Consider the following 15,733-nt stretch of genomic DNA (forward strand, 5'->3'; position numbering starts at 1 on the left):
GGCGTTACCGTGCCGCCGGCCTGACGCGGCCGTCGCATGAGGGCGATCGTCGTAGGGGCAGGCATCGGAGGGCTGGCCGCAACGCTGAGCCTGCGCCGGACGGGTTGGGACGTCACGCTGGTCGAACGGACCCCCCACTTCACCGAGGTCGGCGCCGGAATCCAGCTCGCGCCGAACGCCACGCGTGTGCTGCGCCGGCTGGACGTGCTGGACGCGGTCGCCGCACACGCCGCCCGCCCCTCCCACGTCAGCTTCCGCACCTGGTCGGACGGGGCGGAGATCTGCCGATACGCGCTGGGCCGCGAGGCCGAGGAGGAGTTCGGAGCGCCGTACCTGCTCCTCCACCGGGCCGATCTGCACAAGGCCCTGACGGCGGCGGTGCCACCTGAGGCGGTGCACCTGAACACGACGGTGGTCGACATCACCCAGGACGACGACTCCGCGTACGTCACGACGGCGACCGGCGAGCGTCTGCGCGCGGACCTGGTGGTGGCCGCGGACGGCATCCGCTCCGCCGCCCGCCAGTGGCTCTTCGGCAAGGACGAGGCGGTGTTCTCGGGAACGGCCGCCTACCGGGCCCTGCTCCCGGCCGAGGAGGTCGCCGACCTGGTCCTGCCCCCACTCGCCGCCTGGCTCGGCCCGGACCGCCACTTCGTCCACTACTGGGTACGACGCGGCGAACTGCTCAACGTGGTAGCCGTCTTCAGTACGGAAGCGGTCGCGCAGGAGTCATGGACGGCAAGGGCGGAACCCGGCGAACAGCTGAGCGAGTTCACGGGCTGGGACGCCCGGGTCCTGAAGGTCCTGGAACGCGCGGGTCAGGTGTTCCGCTACGGCATCTTCACCCGCCCGCCCCTCCCCCGCTGGAACGTCGGACGTGTCACCCTCCTGGGCGACAGCGCCCACGCGATGGTCCCGTTCCAGGCACAGGGCGCGGCCCAGGCGATCCTGGACGCGGCGGTACTGGGCGACGCCCTGAGGAACGCGACGCCGGCGGAGGTACCCGAGGCACTCGACCATTACGCATGCCGCCGCGTCTCGGCCGCCACCAGCATGCAGGCCCGCTCCGCACAGGCAGGCAGGGACTTCCACCTACCGGACGGCCCGGAGGCCGAGGCCCGCAACACCCGTATGGCGGCACACGCGAGGGAGCACAGGTTCATGCCGGTGGCAACGGCGTGGGGGACGGATGCCCTGGACAGGCGGACTGAAGGGTGACGCAGGCGGCTGCGCTCAACGGGAGTGACCCGGATCATCGTCCTCGCGGAACAGGTCCTCCGCGTGCTCGGCCCGGACCGCCCGCTTGAACCAGGTGTTGAGCAGATCGAGGTCGGAGCAGGCCCTGACCCGCTCACGCACCGAGGCCGGGACCGGAATGCCGCGCAGATCGAGGACTTCGAGGATCTTCGCCGCGCGTTCCTGTTCGATGCCCTCTTCCCGCCCCTCTTCTCGCACCTGCTCCGCCAGCGGGTGCCGCCAGAAGTACTGCATCGTCGTCACCTGCCGCAGCGCCCGCGTCAACAGCGCCGGGTCCTTCTGGAAAATCCGGTGCATCGCCACGTGCGACGAGCTGACCATCAGCTCTCCCTCCTATCGGACGTGATCAACGAACTACGCCGCAACGAGGTCACACCACACGTACTTGCCACAGTTGCCGTGCCTGGTCAGCGGCTGCCACCCCCAGAGATCGGAACAGGCCCGGACGAGCGCCAGCCCACGCCCTTGCTCCGACTCACCCAACTCGTGGAGCTCACACGGCGGTTCGGGCGGCTCCGGCCAGGGCAACCCTCACCTTCCCAACCGACGCCTTCACCGCCTTCCTCGACGCCCTGAAGCCGGCTCATTCCACCGTCACCGATTTCGCCAGGTTCCGAGGCTGATCCACCTCGTTCCCCCGGGCGGTAGCCAACTCACAGGCGAAGACCTGCAGCGGCACCGTAGCCACCATGGGCTGAAGCAAGGTCGGAGTCGCCGGAATCCAGATCAGGTGATCCGCATACGGCACCACCGCCTCGTCCCCCTCCTCCGCGATCACGATGGTCCGAGCCCCCCGAGCCCGAATCTCCTGGATGTTGGACACGATCTTGTCGTGCAGAACCGACCGCCCCCGAGGCGACGGCACCACCACGACCACCGGCAGATCGTCCTCGATCAGAGCGATGGGCCCATGCTTCAACTCCCCCGCCGCAAACCCCTCGGCATGCATATAGGCGAGCTCCTTCAGCTTCAGCGCCCCCTCCAGCGCCACCGGATACCCGACATGCCGCCCCAGGAAGAGCACCGTGTTCTTGTGGGCGAGGCTCCGCGCCAGCTCCCGCACCGGCTCCATGGTCTCCAGCACGCGCTCGACCTCACCGGAGATGTGCGACAGATCCCGGATGACGGCCCCGATCTCATCGCCCCACTTGGTGCCCCGCACCTGCCCCAGATACAAGGCGACGAGATAACAGGCCACCAACTGCGTCAGAAAGGCCTTGGTGGACGCGACGGCAACCTCGGGCCCGGCATGCGTGTACAGCACCGCATCCGACTCCCGCGGAATCGTCGACCCGTTGGTGTTGCAGATCGCCAGCACCCTGGCCCCCTGCTCACGGGCGTGCCGTAGCGCCATGAGCGTGTCCATGGTCTCGCCGGACTGGGAGATGGCGATGACGAGGGTCTGCTGATCGAGGATCGGATCCCGGTACCGGAACTCGCTCGCCAGCTCCACCTCGCACGGCACCCGGGTCCAGTGCTCGATGGCGTACTTGGCGATCAACCCGGCGTGAAAGGCCGTACCGCAGGCCACGACGACGACCTTGTCGACCTCCCGCAGCTCCGAGGCGCTGATCCGCACCTCGTCCAGTGTCAGCGAGCCGCCGGCGTCGATGCGCCCCAGCAACGTATCGGCGACCGCCTTGGGCTGCTCGGCGATCTCCTTGAGCATGAAGTAGTCGTAGCCGCCCTTCTCCGCGGCGGCGGCGTCCCAGTCGATGCGGTACGAACGCACCTCCGCCGGCCGCCCGTCGAACCCGGTGACGGTCACCCCGTCCCGCCGCAGCTCGACCACCTGGTCCTGCCCCAGCTCGACCGCGGAGCGGGTGTGGTCGATGAACGCTGCGACGTCGGAGGCGAGAAAGGCCTCCCCTTCGCCGACGCCCACCACAAGGGGGGAGTTCCGACGGGCCCCGACCACCACATCGGGCTCGTCCGCGTGCACCGCGACGAGCGTGAAGGCGCCCTCCAGCCGCCGGCACACGAGCCGCATGGCCTCGGCGAGATCGGCGCAGCCGGAGAACTCCTCGGCGATCAGATGCGCGACGACCTCGGTGTCGGTCTCGGAGCCGAGCTCGTGCCCGCGCTCCTCCAACTCGGCCCGCAGACCCGCGAAGTTCTCGATGATCCCGTTGTGCACGACGGCGACGCGCCCGGAGTTGTCGAGATGCGGATGCGCGTTGGCATCGGTGGGCCCTCCGTGCGTGGCCCACCGGGTGTGCCCGATCCCGGTGGTCCCGGTCGGCAACGGCCGCTCCGTCAGCTCCTTCTCCAGATTGACCAGCTTCCCCGCCTTCTTCGCAGCCGCCAGCCCCCCGTCCGCCAGCACGGCGACCCCCGCCGAGTCGTACCCCCGGTACTCCAGCCGCTTCAGCCCGGCCGTGACAATCTCCAGCGCCGACTGCGACCCCACGTATCCCACGATTCCGCACATGCGCGGCAGCCTACGGCTCACCCACCGCCGGAATCCGGCATCTCGTGCCCGATTTCGGATATCGCGGCGATGATCTGAATCAGGCCAAATTCAGTCCGCTCAGTACACAACACGACCACCAGGCAGTCACATAAAGACCACATCACCCCTACGTTCACCGGGGAATCAGCCACTCCGCACACCTCCCCGTAGGCGGGGGTGGATTCACGCCACCACTTCCAGCTGCCGGGAAGGGCCTTGCCCACGCCTTACGGCATCTGCCTAAAGTGATGCGCGCTTGACCGGACCATGACCAGGCTGTCGGCGCAAACTTCAAGCCAGCGACGGGGGAACAGTGTCGCCGCGCCACGGGGGACACATCGTCATGCCGGAGTGCCCGCGCACCGCGAGTCCGTCCGAGCCGACCCGCGACGCCCTTCCCCTCCGACAGGGGGTACACACGTGCGCTTCAGACCGCCGAGGCTCCTCAGACTCGGCCCACCAAGGAAATCCAGACCGGCCGCCGCGACCGCCCGGCTCCTCCCACCCGTCCTCGCCACCGCGCTTGTCGCCGGCATAGCCGTCGGCTCCGGCCCGGTCCCCGCCACAGCACGGGACGCCGCGCCGGCGAGTGACAGCCACCCCTGGTACGAGGACACCGCCACCGAGCAACTGCGGCAGGACCAGTGCCTGATGGCCGACGTCCTGCGCCTGGGCGGGACGTCCATGGCCAAGACCGCGCAGGACGCGCTCAACCAGCCGCCGGACAAGCTGCACACCCTGGCGGACCGGGACAACTGGGAGCAGACGCCGCTGGCGACGGCGTATCAGAAGGACCGCGACCTCTCGGCCCGGGAACTCAACGCCATCAACGCCCTCCGGGACACCTGGCACGCGCCCGTCGAGGGACTGACGACCCCCGCCGGCTTCACCGAGACCGGTTTCCACTGGCCGCCGGGAACCAACAACGACGGCCAGCAGAGTTTCTACGGCCAGACCGGCCTGACCAAGTGGGTGTCCGACCGGTTCTGGCAGAACGAGAGCGACTTCTACAGGGACTCCACGCCCGAGGCCGACGCGAAGACCCTCGGGGCCGTCGACACCCTGGGGACACCGCTCTACGGCAAGGACCCGGACCCGAGCCTGCCGACCGACGAGTGGAACCGCGCCCTCGCCGAGCGGGACGCGTTCTCCTGGATGCACGGAGTTCCGGGGGCGAACGCGGGCGCCGACGACGCCCGGATCTTCCTGGAGGCCGGGGGCTTCCCCCGCACCGCCCCGCAGCCCGACAGCGCCGAGTACCGGATCGCCGTCGAAAACCTCAAAGCCCGCTTCGCGACCTGCGCATGGCGTGACCCCCTCGATCCGAACGGCGCGCTGGACGACGTCACCGCCACCGCGGCCACCGAGTGGCAGCAGGAGATCGCTGCCCAGGCCACGCAACGCAATCAGATCCTGACCGCCAACAATGACGCGGTCGCGGCCCTCGCCGCCGGTTCCAAGACGCTGGGCGACCTGCTCGGCCAGTCGTGGGCCGCGGACCGCCTCACCCGCTGGCAGGACTACTGGTCGGCGGGCGGCGTCGGCTACATCGGTGACGCGCCGACCACGATCCAGGTGACCGGCAAGACCGGGATGTGCCTCGACGCGGCGGGTGGCGGCACGGCCAACGGCACCGTCGTCCAGATCTACACCTGCAACGGCTCCGCCGGGCAGCAGTGGACGGTCGAGGGCGACGACAAGGGCCTGCACCTGCGCAACGTCAAGGCTCTCAAGTGCGTCGACGTCTCCAACAACAACCCGGCGAACGGCACGAAGATCCAGCTGTGGACGTGCAACAGCTCCCCGTCCCAGACCTGGGAGTACAACGTCCGCGCGGCCACCCCGCTGAAGAACGTCGGCACGGGCAAATGCCTGGACCTGCCCACGTACGACAACAGCCAGGACTCCCGGCTGTGGACGTGCTCCGGCGGCACCCCGCAGAAGCTCACCATCAAGCCCTCCGGCCACACCGGCACGGTCCCGCCGACGACCCAGTTCACCAAGGCGAGCGCCAATATCGCGAAGGCGAAGGCCGCCGCGGCGAACAAGCTCACCGCCCTCAAGAGTCAGCTCGCCGCGGCACAGAAGGCGGGCGCAGCCTCAGACACCGCCGAGCAGGCCGCGTACACCATCGCGGACGGCCAAGGCGCGCCGCGGGGCCGCGGGTTGCTCGTGGGTCTGCAGAAGGCACAGGTCACCAAGGGCGCGGTCGCCGCGCTGGAGGCGATGGTGAAGGCCGGCGAGACCGCCGAGGCCGCCACCCGCGCCGCCGCCGCGGACAGCGCGACCATCGCCCAGCGGGCGCTGGCGCAGGCCGCGCAAGTGAAGGCCGAGTTCCGTCGCGAGGCCGCCGAGACGGCCGAATTGCAGGCGAAGGCCGCCGCCGACGCCGCGAAGGTCCACCGCGACAACGCGAAGAAGGACAAGGAGACCGCCGAGGCGAAGCTCGCCGAGGCCCTCGGAGCCGAGCAGGACGCCAAGGCGGCCGCGGCCGAGGCGCATTCCAGGCGGCTCGCGGCCGAGGCCGAGGAAGCGACCGCGAAGAAGGAGAAGGAGACCGCCGAGGCCAAGCAGGCCGAGGCGAACCAGCACAAGAAGACCGCCCAGGCGGAGGCCACGAAGGCCAAGGACGCCAAGGACAGGGCCGAGAGCGCCGAGCAGACCGCCCAGAGCAAGCGGGACGACGCGGTCACGGCCCGCGACAAGGCCAAGGCCAAGCGGGACGACGCCTGGGACGCCGAGCAGAAGGCCGACGCGGCTCGCGCCAAGGCCGACGCCAAGGGTGCTTACGCAGATTCCCTGGATTCGGGCGAAGCGGCGGACGCCGCTCGTGCCGCCGCCACCGAGGCGGACAAGCACGCGGACACCGCCGAGACGGCCGCGGTCAACGCCCGCTCCGCGGCGGACGCGGCCACCCAGGCCGCCGCCGACGCGGACGCCGCCGCCACCCGCGCCGAGGCCGCCGCCAGGCGGGCCCGCGCCGACGCGGACGCCGCCCAGGCCGCCAAGCTGAAGGCCGACGCCGCCGTACGCGTCGCCACCGCGGCGGTCGCCGACGCGATCAAGGCCGCCGCGCACGCCGCTCAGGAGGCGAAGACGGCGGTTCAGCTGGCCGAGGAGGCCGAGGCGGAGGCCAAGGCCGCGCGGGAGCACGCGAACGAGGCGCTCAAGGAGGCCGCGAAGGCTCGTGCCGCCGCGGCGAAGGCCGCGGGCCTCGCCCATGTCACCGCCCAGGCGGCCGTGGACGCCTCGAAGGCCGCCGAGCAGGTCGCCGCACCGGCCAACGACGCCATCCAGTTGGGCTCGCCCTACCTCACCACCGACTCGGCCGCGAGCCTGGTCGTCCTGAGCGGGCAGGCGTCGAAGACGATCGCCGAGCAGCAGAAGGCCGTCGCCGCCGCCCACGCCCAGAACGCGTCCGAGGAAGCCGCGAGCGCCCAGGCGATCGCCGACCAGGCGACCGGGGACGCCAAGGCCGCCCTGCAGCACGCGGCGAAGGCCGCCGGCCATGCCAAGGACGCCCGAGGCTATGCCCGGGAGGCCCTGGGCTACGCGGCCGACGCGGCGGAGGCCGCCGCCAAGGCCACGCAGTCACTGGCCCGCACGCTCGAGTACGACCGTCAGGCGACCGAGGACGCGGCAGCCGCCGACAAGGCAGCCGGCCGGGCCGAGGGGTACGCCAAGTCCGCACGCGACGCGGCCGACGAGGCCGCCCTGGACGCCGAGGCCGCCCGCGCGGCCGCGACGGAGGCCGAGCAGGCCGCCAAGGACGCCCGCGCCGCCGCCGACCGCGCGGACGCGGCGGCCACGGAGGCGGAGGAAGCGGCCAAGGACGCCGACAAGTACGCCGAAGAGGCGCAGACGGCGGCCGAGGAGGCGGCCCGGACGGACGCGAACAAGCAGGTCTCCACGGGCGCCGGTACCGGCCTCGGAGGCGTGTTCTACGTCATCGACAAGATCGATCCGATCGGCGAGCCGAAGTGGCTGGGCCAGAAGCCTCTCAGCGTCTGCGGTATCGCCTGGGCGGATCCGACCACCAAGTGCAACGAGTTCGAGGTGACGGCCAACGTCACCCTCGACTACTACCTGTGCACCGACCCGGACGTGCCGGCCACTCAGTCCGGATGCCCGGACGAGAGCTCGATCTTCCTGGACACGGACGTCAAGAAGATCACCCAGAACACGGCGATCCTCGTCAGCAGCTGGGACGTTCTGGAGCAGCTGTGGGCGCCGATCATCGAAGCCCTCACGCACGACTTCACCGAGTGCTACCACGGCTCGGTCTCGGGCTGCGCCTGGGCTGCGACCTGGTTCGTCCCGGGCAAGGCCGTCACGGCGGTGGCCGACGGCATTCGTGCCCTGGACGCGGCCATGCGTACCGGTATCGGGGTGCGGGACGCGTTCAACGCGCTCAAGGCGCTGCGCATCAACCCCGCGACGCTCGCCGACGTCGAGCGGATCGTCAACACGTCCGACGCTCTCAAGACGGCCTGCCGGATCAACAGTTTCCCGGGCGGAACACAGGTTCTGATGGGCGACGGATCACGCAGAGCGATCCGCGACGTGCGGCAGAACGACATGGTGCTGGCCGCCGACCCCGAAACCGGGCTGCTGAGGCCGGAGCAGGTCACCCGTACCTTCCGGCACGACACCAGTCACCTGGTCGACATCACGGTGGCGGGTGGCGGGCGCCTCTCCAGCACGACGGGCCATCGCTTCTTCGTCACCGATCGCGGGTGGACCCTGGTGTCCGACCTGCGGACCGGCGACCGCTTGGTCACGCCGGACGGAACGGTCCGGTCCGTGACGGCCCTGCAGAACCGGTCGGGCCTGACGCCCCGGTCGGTGTACGACCTGACGGTTTCCGACCTGCACACCTTCTATGTGCTGGCAGGAAAGACTCCGGTCCTCGCTCACAACTGCGACGGGGAGGTCCGCTGGCTCACGGAGAACCTGAGCGCGGGCTCGGACGCCGCCAAGTACGATGCCGGAGCGATGGGGTCCCGGACAGGCCTCGCGCCTGCCCTGCAGTACTACAAGGCCGGTGCCACCAGGCTCGCGGAGATCAAGTTCGACGGCATCGACGTCGCCAACAAGATCATGATCGACCGGAAGTACAACGTCACCAGGTATCCCAAGACCTACAAGCAGGCACAGAACCAGTCGCTCGCACTGGAGCAGAACGGAATGACCGGCGTCTGGGAGGTCCCGAACGCCACGGTGGCCGCCGAGGCCAGAAAAATCCTCGCTAAACAGCTCATCACCAACATCAGAGTGAGGATCGTCGCACCGTGACCCTTCTGAAGCCCGTCCTCGCGAAAGTCGTGATGGACCTCATCGTGACCATTCGGTCGGCCGATCCCGGCGGCATCGACCCGGATGACGCCTTGCAGCTCACCGAGGGGGCCGAACGCACCCTCGGATCCGGGCTGGCCGACGCCTCCGACGAGGAGCGCCATGAGTTGGTCCGCCTCTTCCGGGAGAACGCCGAACACGAGGGAGTGCCGGGACGCAGAGCGGTCGCCTCGGAATTCGCCGAGGCGATGCACCTCGCCGTGGAGGAGCACGGCGAGGATCGTCGCACCCCGGTGGCGCTCATCCGGGTGCTCGCGAAGGCCGCGATGGATCTCCTGCTCCTGATGGAGCTGGCCGATGACGACATCATCGATCCGGACGACGCCGTCAAGATCACGGAGTGGGCCTCGGGAGACCTCCGGGCCGGGCTCGACCAGGCGTCCGAGGAGGACCGGCAGGAGCTGATCGGCCTCTTCCGGGACTTCGCCGCGGCGGAGGAAGACCCGGAGCGGAGGGAACTGGCTCTGGAGTTCCCGGAAGCGATGGGTCTCGTGCCGGAGCACTGACCCACGAGCGGCGCCCCGCTCGGTCGGAGGCCCGCGTTCCTGGCGACAGGGGCGCGGGCCTTCGCCGTACCGGGAGGCGAGTCCTTACGTCTTCGCCCGATAAGCCCGCATAGCCACCGGATAGAAGACCAACGCGATCCCCGCCGCCCAGACCAGCGACCACAGCACCGGCTCGGCCACCGCACCACCCAGCAGCAGCCCCCGGAACGCGTCCGAAAGATGCGTCACCGGATTCACGTCGCTCCACGCCTGCAACCACCCCGGCATCGTGTCCACCATGACGAAGGCGCTGCTCGTGAAGGTGATCGGGAAGATGATCGTGAAGGCGAAGGCCTGCACCTTCTCCGCGTCCCCGGCCAGCATCCCGATCAGCACCGCGCTCCACGACACCGCCGCGGCGAAGACGATCACCAGCAGCGTCCCGAGCAGGAAGCCGTCCAGCCCGCCGGTGATCCGGAAGCCGAGCAGCAGTCCCAGGCCGATCATCAGCAGCAGGGCCCACAGGTGCTTGGCGAGGTCCGCGGTGATGCGGCCGATGAGCGGGGCCGAGCGGGCTATAGGGAGGCTGCGCAGCCGGTCGAAGACGCCCTTGGTGAGGTCGGTGTTCAGGGCCATCGCCGTGTACATCGTCATGAACAGGGTGTTCTGGACGATGATCCCGGGCAGCGCGTACTTCAGGTACGCCTCCGGCGATCCGGCCATCTGCCCGCCCAGCACGTACGTGAAGAGGAACACGAACATGATCGGCGTGATGCTGTAGTCGACCAGTTCGAGCGGGTTGTGCTTCACCGCCACCAGGCTCCGCCAGGCCATCGTGAAGGTCTGCCGCACCGCGTCCAGCGGCCGCACCCGCCCCGACCTGGCGACCGGCGCCGTCACGGTGGTCACTGCCGCGGTCATGACCGGCTCACCGCCTTCTCCAGCTCGCTCTCGTCCTCACCCCGTACGGCCGCCCCGCCGTTCCCCTCCGGCCCGCCGGGCTCGGCACGATGGCCCGTCAGCGCCAGGAAGACCTCGTCCAGCGAGGAGCGGCGCAGCGCCAGCTCACCCACCGCGATCCCCGCCCGGTCCAGCGTGCGCACGACGGCCGGCATCAGCTCGGGGTCCTTCACGGGCGCCGTGATCATCTCGCCCTCGATGCGGGCCTCCACCCCGGCCGCCCCGGCCACCAGCTGATGGGCCCTCGCCAGGTCCTGCTCCAGCACCGGCCGCAGTTCCAGCACTCGCCCGCCGACCTGCGACTTCAGCTGGTCGGGCGTGCCCTCGGCGATCACCCGGCCCTTGTCGATGACCACGATGTCGTCGGCGAGCACATCGGCCTCGTTCAGATACTGCGTGGTCAGCAGCGCGGTCGCCCCGTCCGCGACCAGCCCCCGCAGCAGGTCCCACAGCTCACCGCGGCTGTGCGGGTCCAGGCCGGTCGTCGGCTCGTCGAGGAAGAGGATGCTGGGCCGGCCCACCAGGCTGGCCGCCAGGTCGAGGCGCCTGCGCATGCCGCCCGAGTAGGTCTTCGCGGCCCGCCCGGCCGCGTCCGCCAGCTGGAAGCGCTCCAGCAGCTCCGCGGCCCGCGCCTTCGCCTCCCGCCGGGGCAGACCCAGCAGACGCCCGATGAGCAGCAGGTTCTCCGTGCCGGTCAGGTTCTCGTCCACCGCGGCGTACTGTCCGGTCAGCCCCACCATGGCCCGTACGACCCCGGCCTCCCGGACCACGTCATGGCCGGCCACCTGGGCCCTGCCCCCGTCGGGCCGGAGCAGCGTCGCGAAGATCCGCACCGCGGTCGTCTTCCCGGCGCCGTTGGGCCCCAGCAGCCCGAGCACGGTGCCCTTGCGGGCCCCCAGATCGACCCCGGCCAGCGCCTCGGTCTCCTTGAACCGCTTGACCAGGCCTTCCGCCTCTATCGCATACGTCGTCATGGGTCACCCCTGTCACCCCTCGGGGTCGTGGGCCCGGCCCGGGCCCACTTCTCCCACAACTGTGACGCACGCCACTGACATTCCGCGTCCTGTCGGGATTCCCCTCGAAAAAACGAACGCGTGACGGATCCCACGCCGCCGTCCGTTCGTACTCCCGTAACAATGGACTGTGATCTCTCCGGTCTCCTCGATGCCCCGGAGCGCCCACCGGCAACGGCCGGAGGCGACTCCCTACGTCGACCTCACCCGCTCGGAGTGGAGCGCGCTGCGTGACAAGACCCCGCTGCCGCTCACGGCGGAGGAGGTCGAGAAGCTGCGCGGTCTCGGCGATGTCATCGACCTCGACGAGGTGCGGGACATCTACCTTCCGCTCTCCCGCCTGCTCAACCTCTACGTCGGCGCCACCGACGGACTCAGAGGGGCGCTGAACACCTTCCTCGGCGAACAGGGCTCGCAGTCGGGCACCCCCTTCGTCATAGGGGTCGCCGGCTCCGTCGCCGTGGGAAAGTCCACGGTCGCCCGGCTCCTCCAGGCCCTGCTCTCCCGCTGGCCCGAGCACCCGCGCGTCGAGCTGGTCACCACCGACGGCTTCCTGCTGCCCACCAAGGAGCTGCAGGCCCGCGGCCTGATGTCGCGGAAAGGTTTCCCCGAGTCGTTCGACCGCCGCGCCCTCACCCGCTTCGTCGCCGACATCAAGGCCGGCAAGGACGAGGTCACGGCGCCCGTCTACTCCCATCTGATCTACGACATCGTCCCGGACCAGCGGCTGACCGTGCGCCGCCCCGACATCCTGATCGTCGAGGGCCTGAACGTCCTGCAGCCCGCCCTCCCCGGCAAGGACGGCCGCACCCGGGTCGGTCTCGCCGACTACTTCGACTTCAGCGTGTACGTCGACGCCCGCACCGAGGACATCGAGCACTGGTACCTCAACCGCTTCAAGCGGCTGCGCGAGACCGCCTTCCAGAACCCCTCCTCGTACTTCCGCAAGTACACCCAGGTCTCGGAGGAGGAGGCCCTCGACTACGCCCGCACGATGTGGCGCACCATCAACAAGCCCAACCTGGTGGAGAACATCGCCCCCACCCGAGGCCGCGCCACCCTCGTCGTCCGCAAGGGCCCGGACCACAAGGTGCAGCGCCTGAGTCTGCGCAAGCTGTGAGGGCTAGTCTGCGGCCATGCTGCACCTCCGCCTGATCACACCGGCCGACCGGACCGACGACGTGGTCCGCCTGATCGAGAAGACGGTCGGGGCGACCCACCTCGCCGTGCTGCCCGGCGCGGCGCGCAACCCCGCCGGGGACGTGGTGCTGTGTGACGTGGCCCGCGAGGCGGGCGACGAACTCCTCACCGGTCTTCAGCAGTTGGGCATCGAGGAGCGCGGGTCGATCGCCGTCGAGAACATCGACCTCTCGCTGTCCCTGCGGGCCGACAAGGCCGAGGAGGAGGCACCGGGCGAGGGCGCGGACGCGGTGCTGTGGGAGCACCTCTCGGACGCCACGCACGAGGAGTCGACCCTCTCCGTCACCTATCTCGCGTTCCTCACGCTCGCCACGATGATCGCGGCCTGCGGTGTGGTGCTGGACAACGCGATCCTGATCGTGGGCGCGATGGCGGTCGGCCCGGAGTTCGGGCCGCTGGCCGGCATCAGCACGGCGATCGTCCAGCGGGCGCCGCGGCTGGCGCTGCGGTCGCTGATCGCGCTGCTCGTGGGCTTCGCGGCGGCGATGGTGATCACGGTGGGCTTCAGCTACTTCATGGACGCCGTGGACCTGTTCAGCGCCGAGCAGCTGGACGCCGAGCGCCCCAATACGAACTTCATCTACCGGCCCGACTGGTTCTCGTTCGTGGTGGCCGTCCTCGCGGGCTGCGCGGGCACGCTCTCCCTGACCTCGGCCAAGTCGGGCGCGCTGGTGGGCGTCGCCATCTCGGTGACCACCGTCCCGGCCGCCGCGAACGCCGCGGTGGCCTTCAGCTTCAGCGAGTACAAGCAGGCCTGGGGCTCCACCGAACAACTCCTGCTGAACCTGCTCGGCATCGTCCTCGCCGGAACGCTCACGCTGTTCGCCCAGAAATGGCTGTGGTCGAAACAGCGCGAGCGCACGGCGAAAGCGAAAGGCGTCTAGAAGCGCCGTTCACAGTTCGGGTCGATGATGTCGCCCGGGTCGCGGAACACCACGTCGGAGACGCCGCCGTCACAGTTCACCCTGTCGCCGGGCAGGCCGTCGTTCACGCCGATCGTGTCGTTGCCAGCGCCGGTCCGCACGGTGTCGACGCCGGTGCCGGCATCGACGACGGTGCGGACCGAAAGGCCCTGCCCGCTGAAGCTGTCGCCCAGGTCACCCAGCCCGATCGCGAGCTGGGTGGCAGGGAGGGGGCAGTCGACGGTGGTGGGGTTCACCTGACTGCAACCCGGTCCCGCCGCGACGCCCGAGCTGTCCGTAAGGCGGATATTGCTCCCGACGACACTGGCTGTCACGTTGTTCACCGCGTTGGCACGCGCGCTGAGGATGACGTTGCCGAAAATCCGCAGAGCGGTGGAACCGGGGGTCTGGGCCGCCGCCGGGGTGGCGAGCGCGGTGACGACGAGACCGGCGGCCAGGGCCGGGCCGACCGCTCGCGTGAGCGTGCTGCTGATGATCTTCATGCTGTGTCTCTCGCTTTCGTCCAGGCGGAGCGCCAGGCATACCGCCGGGGCAGACCCCCCTCGACGAAAGTGAAACAACCCGTTACCGGATGCGCACTCTTTGTTGCGCCGCCGGGGCGGCAGCCCAAGCTGCCCCGGCGACGCCCCCGGGACTAACCCAGCGCCGACTTCACCACGTCGGCCAGCCGCCCGGCCACCGACCGGGCCTGCTCGATGTCCGCGGCCTCGACCATGACCCGCACCAGCGGCTCGGTCCCCGAGGGCCTGAGCAACACCCGCCCGGTGGTGCCGAGTTCGCGCTCCGCGTCCGCGACCGCCGCCGCGAGCTCCGCCGAGGTCTTCACCCGGGACCTGTCCACGTCGGGCACGTTGATCAGCACCTGCGGCAGCCGCTCCATCACGCCGGCGAGGTCCCGCAGCGTACGCCCGGTCTGCGCGACCCGCGCCGCCAGCAGCAGGCCGGTCAGCGTGCCGTCACCGGTCGTGGCGTGGTCGAGGATGATGACGTGCCCGGACTGCTCGCCGCCGAGGGCGTAGTCGTGCTCCTTCATCTCCTCCAGCACATACCGGTCGCCGACGGCGGTCTGCACCAGCTTCAGCCCCTCGCGCTCCAGCGCCAGTTTGAAACCGAGGTTCGACATCACGGTCGCCACAACGGTCTCGGACCGCAGCGCGGACCGCTCCCGCATCGCGAGCGCGAGCACGGCGAGGATCTGGTCGCCGTCCACCTCCTCGCCGGTGTGGTCCACGGCGAGGCAGCGGTCGGCGTCACCGTCGTGCGCGACACCGAGGTCGGCACCGTGCTCGAGGACGGCGGCCTTCAGCTGGTCCAGATGCGTGGACCCGCAGCCGTCGTTGATGTTGAGCCCGTCCGGCTCGGCCCCGATGGTGATGATCTCGGCCCCGGCCCGCGTGAACGCCTCCGGCGAGACGCCCGCCGCGGCGCCGTGCGCCTCGTCGAGAACGACCTTCAGACCGTCCAGACGGTTGGGCAGCACGCCGAGCAGGTGGCCGACGTACTCGTCGAACCCCTGGTCGTACGACCGCACCCGCCCGACGCCCGCACCGGTCGGCCGCTCCCACGGCTCACCGTGCCGATGCGCCTCGTACACGGCCTCGATACGGTCCTCCAGCTCGTCGGCGAGCTTGTGGCCGCCGCGGGCGAAGAACTTGATGCCGTTGTCCGGCATGGCGTTGTGGCTGGCGGAGAGCATGACGCCGAGGTCGGCGCCGAGCGAGCCGGTCAGGTAGGCGACGGCGGGCGTCGGCAGCACACCGACGCGCAGCACGTCGACGCCCGCGCTCGCGAGGCCCGCGACCACGGCGGCCTCCAGGAACTCCCCGGACGCGCGCGGGTCCCGCCCGACCACCGCCGTCGGCCGGTGGCCCTCGAAGGTGCCCGCCTCGGCCAGTACGTGCGCTGCCGCCACGGACAGACCGAGCGCCATCTCGGCGGTCAGATCCGCGTTGGCGACACCACGCACGCCGTCCGTGCCGAAGAGTCGTCCCACTTGTCCTCCTGAGGAAACATCAGTTCCGGATGCGGAAGCCGGCGCGCGCTGTGGCGCATCCGCCGAGGGCTGCCGCTTCCAGGCATTCCATGCCT

11 protein-coding genes and 1 pseudogene are annotated in these 15,733 nt (G+C 70.2%); 5 read left to right on the forward strand and 7 right to left on the reverse strand.

What is annotated here, in order from left to right:
• Positions 1-36: 36 nt before the first annotated feature.
• The gene (locus tag ACIRD7_RS27665; RefSeq protein WP_403457820.1) at positions 37-1,218 is read left to right on the forward strand and encodes an FAD-dependent monooxygenase; all 1,182 of its coding nucleotides are present in this window, start codon (positions 37-39) and stop codon (positions 1,216-1,218) included.
• 15 nt (positions 1,219-1,233) lie between these two features.
• On the opposite strand, the gene ACIRD7_RS27670 is transcribed toward ACIRD7_RS27665, so the two are convergent.
• The 3 genes and pseudogenes from ACIRD7_RS27670 to glmS all read right to left on the reverse strand — a co-directional run bounded on the left by ACIRD7_RS27670 (position 1,234) and on the right by glmS (position 3,688).
• Complete coding sequence (locus ACIRD7_RS27670) at positions 1,234-1,578, reverse strand: hypothetical protein (RefSeq protein WP_403457822.1); 345 nt, start codon at positions 1,576-1,578, stop codon at positions 1,234-1,236.
• 33 nt (positions 1,579-1,611) lie between these two features.
• Positions 1,612-1,776, reverse strand: a pseudogene (locus ACIRD7_RS27675) (ATP-binding protein); the annotation flags it as partial.
• Positions 1,777-1,840: 64 nt separating this feature from the next.
• Complete coding sequence (gene glmS / locus ACIRD7_RS27680; protein ID WP_403457823.1) at positions 1,841-3,688, reverse strand: glutamine--fructose-6-phosphate transaminase (isomerizing); 1,848 nt, start codon at positions 3,686-3,688, stop codon at positions 1,841-1,843.
• Positions 3,689-4,360: 672 nt separating this feature from the next.
• On the opposite strand from glmS, the gene ACIRD7_RS27685 reads away from it, so the two are divergent.
• Positions 4,361-9,004, forward strand: coding sequence for an RICIN domain-containing protein (locus tag ACIRD7_RS27685; RefSeq protein WP_403458211.1), 4,644 nt, complete (start codon positions 4,361-4,363; stop codon positions 9,002-9,004).
• The gene (locus ACIRD7_RS27690; RefSeq protein WP_403457824.1) at positions 9,001-9,570 is read left to right on the forward strand and encodes a hypothetical protein; all 570 of its coding nucleotides are present in this window, start codon (positions 9,001-9,003) and stop codon (positions 9,568-9,570) included. The genes ACIRD7_RS27685 and ACIRD7_RS27690 overlap by 4 nt, the downstream gene beginning before the upstream one ends.
• 84 nt (positions 9,571-9,654) lie before the next feature.
• Here the strand turns inward: ACIRD7_RS27690 and ACIRD7_RS27695 are convergent, their stop codons facing one another.
• Both ACIRD7_RS27695 and ACIRD7_RS27700 read right to left on the reverse strand, forming a co-directional pair.
• Positions 9,655-10,470, reverse strand: coding sequence for an ABC transporter permease (locus ACIRD7_RS27695; RefSeq protein WP_403457825.1), 816 nt, complete (start codon positions 10,468-10,470; stop codon positions 9,655-9,657).
• The gene (locus tag ACIRD7_RS27700; protein ID WP_403457826.1) at positions 10,467-11,483 is read right to left on the reverse strand and encodes an ATP-binding cassette domain-containing protein; all 1,017 of its coding nucleotides are present in this window, start codon (positions 11,481-11,483) and stop codon (positions 10,467-10,469) included. Before ACIRD7_RS27700 ends, ACIRD7_RS27695 begins: the two co-directional genes overlap by 4 nt.
• Before the next feature lie 190 nt (positions 11,484-11,673).
• On the opposite strand from ACIRD7_RS27700, the gene coaA reads away from it, so the two are divergent.
• On the forward strand, positions 11,674-12,642 hold the full coding sequence (gene coaA / locus ACIRD7_RS27705) for a type I pantothenate kinase (RefSeq protein ID WP_403458213.1): 969 nt from the start codon (positions 11,674-11,676) through the stop codon (positions 12,640-12,642).
• A gap of 16 nt (positions 12,643-12,658) precedes the next feature.
• Positions 12,659-13,606 (forward strand): DUF389 domain-containing protein, encoded by a 948-nt coding sequence (locus ACIRD7_RS27710; RefSeq protein ID WP_403457827.1) that lies wholly within the window; start codon positions 12,659-12,661, stop codon positions 13,604-13,606.
• Here ACIRD7_RS27710 and ACIRD7_RS27715 read toward each other — a convergent pair.
• Together ACIRD7_RS27715 and glmM are read right to left on the reverse strand one after the other, a co-directional pair.
• Positions 13,603-14,127, reverse strand: a complete 525-nt coding sequence (locus tag ACIRD7_RS27715) for a hypothetical protein (RefSeq protein WP_403457828.1) — start codon at positions 14,125-14,127, stop codon at positions 13,603-13,605. The two genes, ACIRD7_RS27710 and ACIRD7_RS27715, sit on opposite strands and share 4 nt — an antisense overlap.
• Before the next feature lie 152 nt (positions 14,128-14,279).
• Positions 14,280-15,638 (reverse strand): phosphoglucosamine mutase, encoded by a 1,359-nt coding sequence (gene glmM, locus ACIRD7_RS27720; protein WP_403457829.1) that lies wholly within the window; start codon positions 15,636-15,638, stop codon positions 14,280-14,282.
• Positions 15,639-15,733: the final 95 nt, after the last annotated feature.

This window comes from Streptomyces sp. NPDC093568 (genome assembly GCF_044764945.1).
GTDB lineage: Bacteria > Actinomycetota > Actinomycetes > Streptomycetales > Streptomycetaceae > Streptomyces.

Coding starts and splice junctions, on each gene's coding strand:
- ACIRD7_RS27710 (WP_403457827.1), top strand. CDS start 12,659: ATGCTGCACCTCCGCCTGATCACACCGGCCGACCGGACCGACGACGTG.
- ACIRD7_RS27670 (WP_403457822.1), bottom strand. CDS start 1,578: ATGGTCAGCTCGTCGCACGTGGCGATGCACCGGATTTTCCAGAAGGAC.
- coaA (WP_403458213.1), top strand. CDS start 11,674: ATGCCCCGGAGCGCCCACCGGCAACGGCCGGAGGCGACTCCCTACGTC.
- glmS (WP_403457823.1), bottom strand. CDS start 3,688: ATGTGCGGAATCGTGGGATACGTGGGGTCGCAGTCGGCGCTGGAGATT.
- ACIRD7_RS27665 (WP_403457820.1), top strand. CDS start 37: ATGAGGGCGATCGTCGTAGGGGCAGGCATCGGAGGGCTGGCCGCAACG.
- ACIRD7_RS27715 (WP_403457828.1), bottom strand. CDS start 14,127: ATGAAGATCATCAGCAGCACGCTCACGCGAGCGGTCGGCCCGGCCCTG.
- ACIRD7_RS27700 (WP_403457826.1), bottom strand. CDS start 11,483: ATGACGACGTATGCGATAGAGGCGGAAGGCCTGGTCAAGCGGTTCAAG.
- ACIRD7_RS27685 (WP_403458211.1), top strand. CDS start 4,361: ATGGCCGACGTCCTGCGCCTGGGCGGGACGTCCATGGCCAAGACCGCG.
- ACIRD7_RS27695 (WP_403457825.1), bottom strand. CDS start 10,470: ATGACCGCGGCAGTGACCACCGTGACGGCGCCGGTCGCCAGGTCGGGG.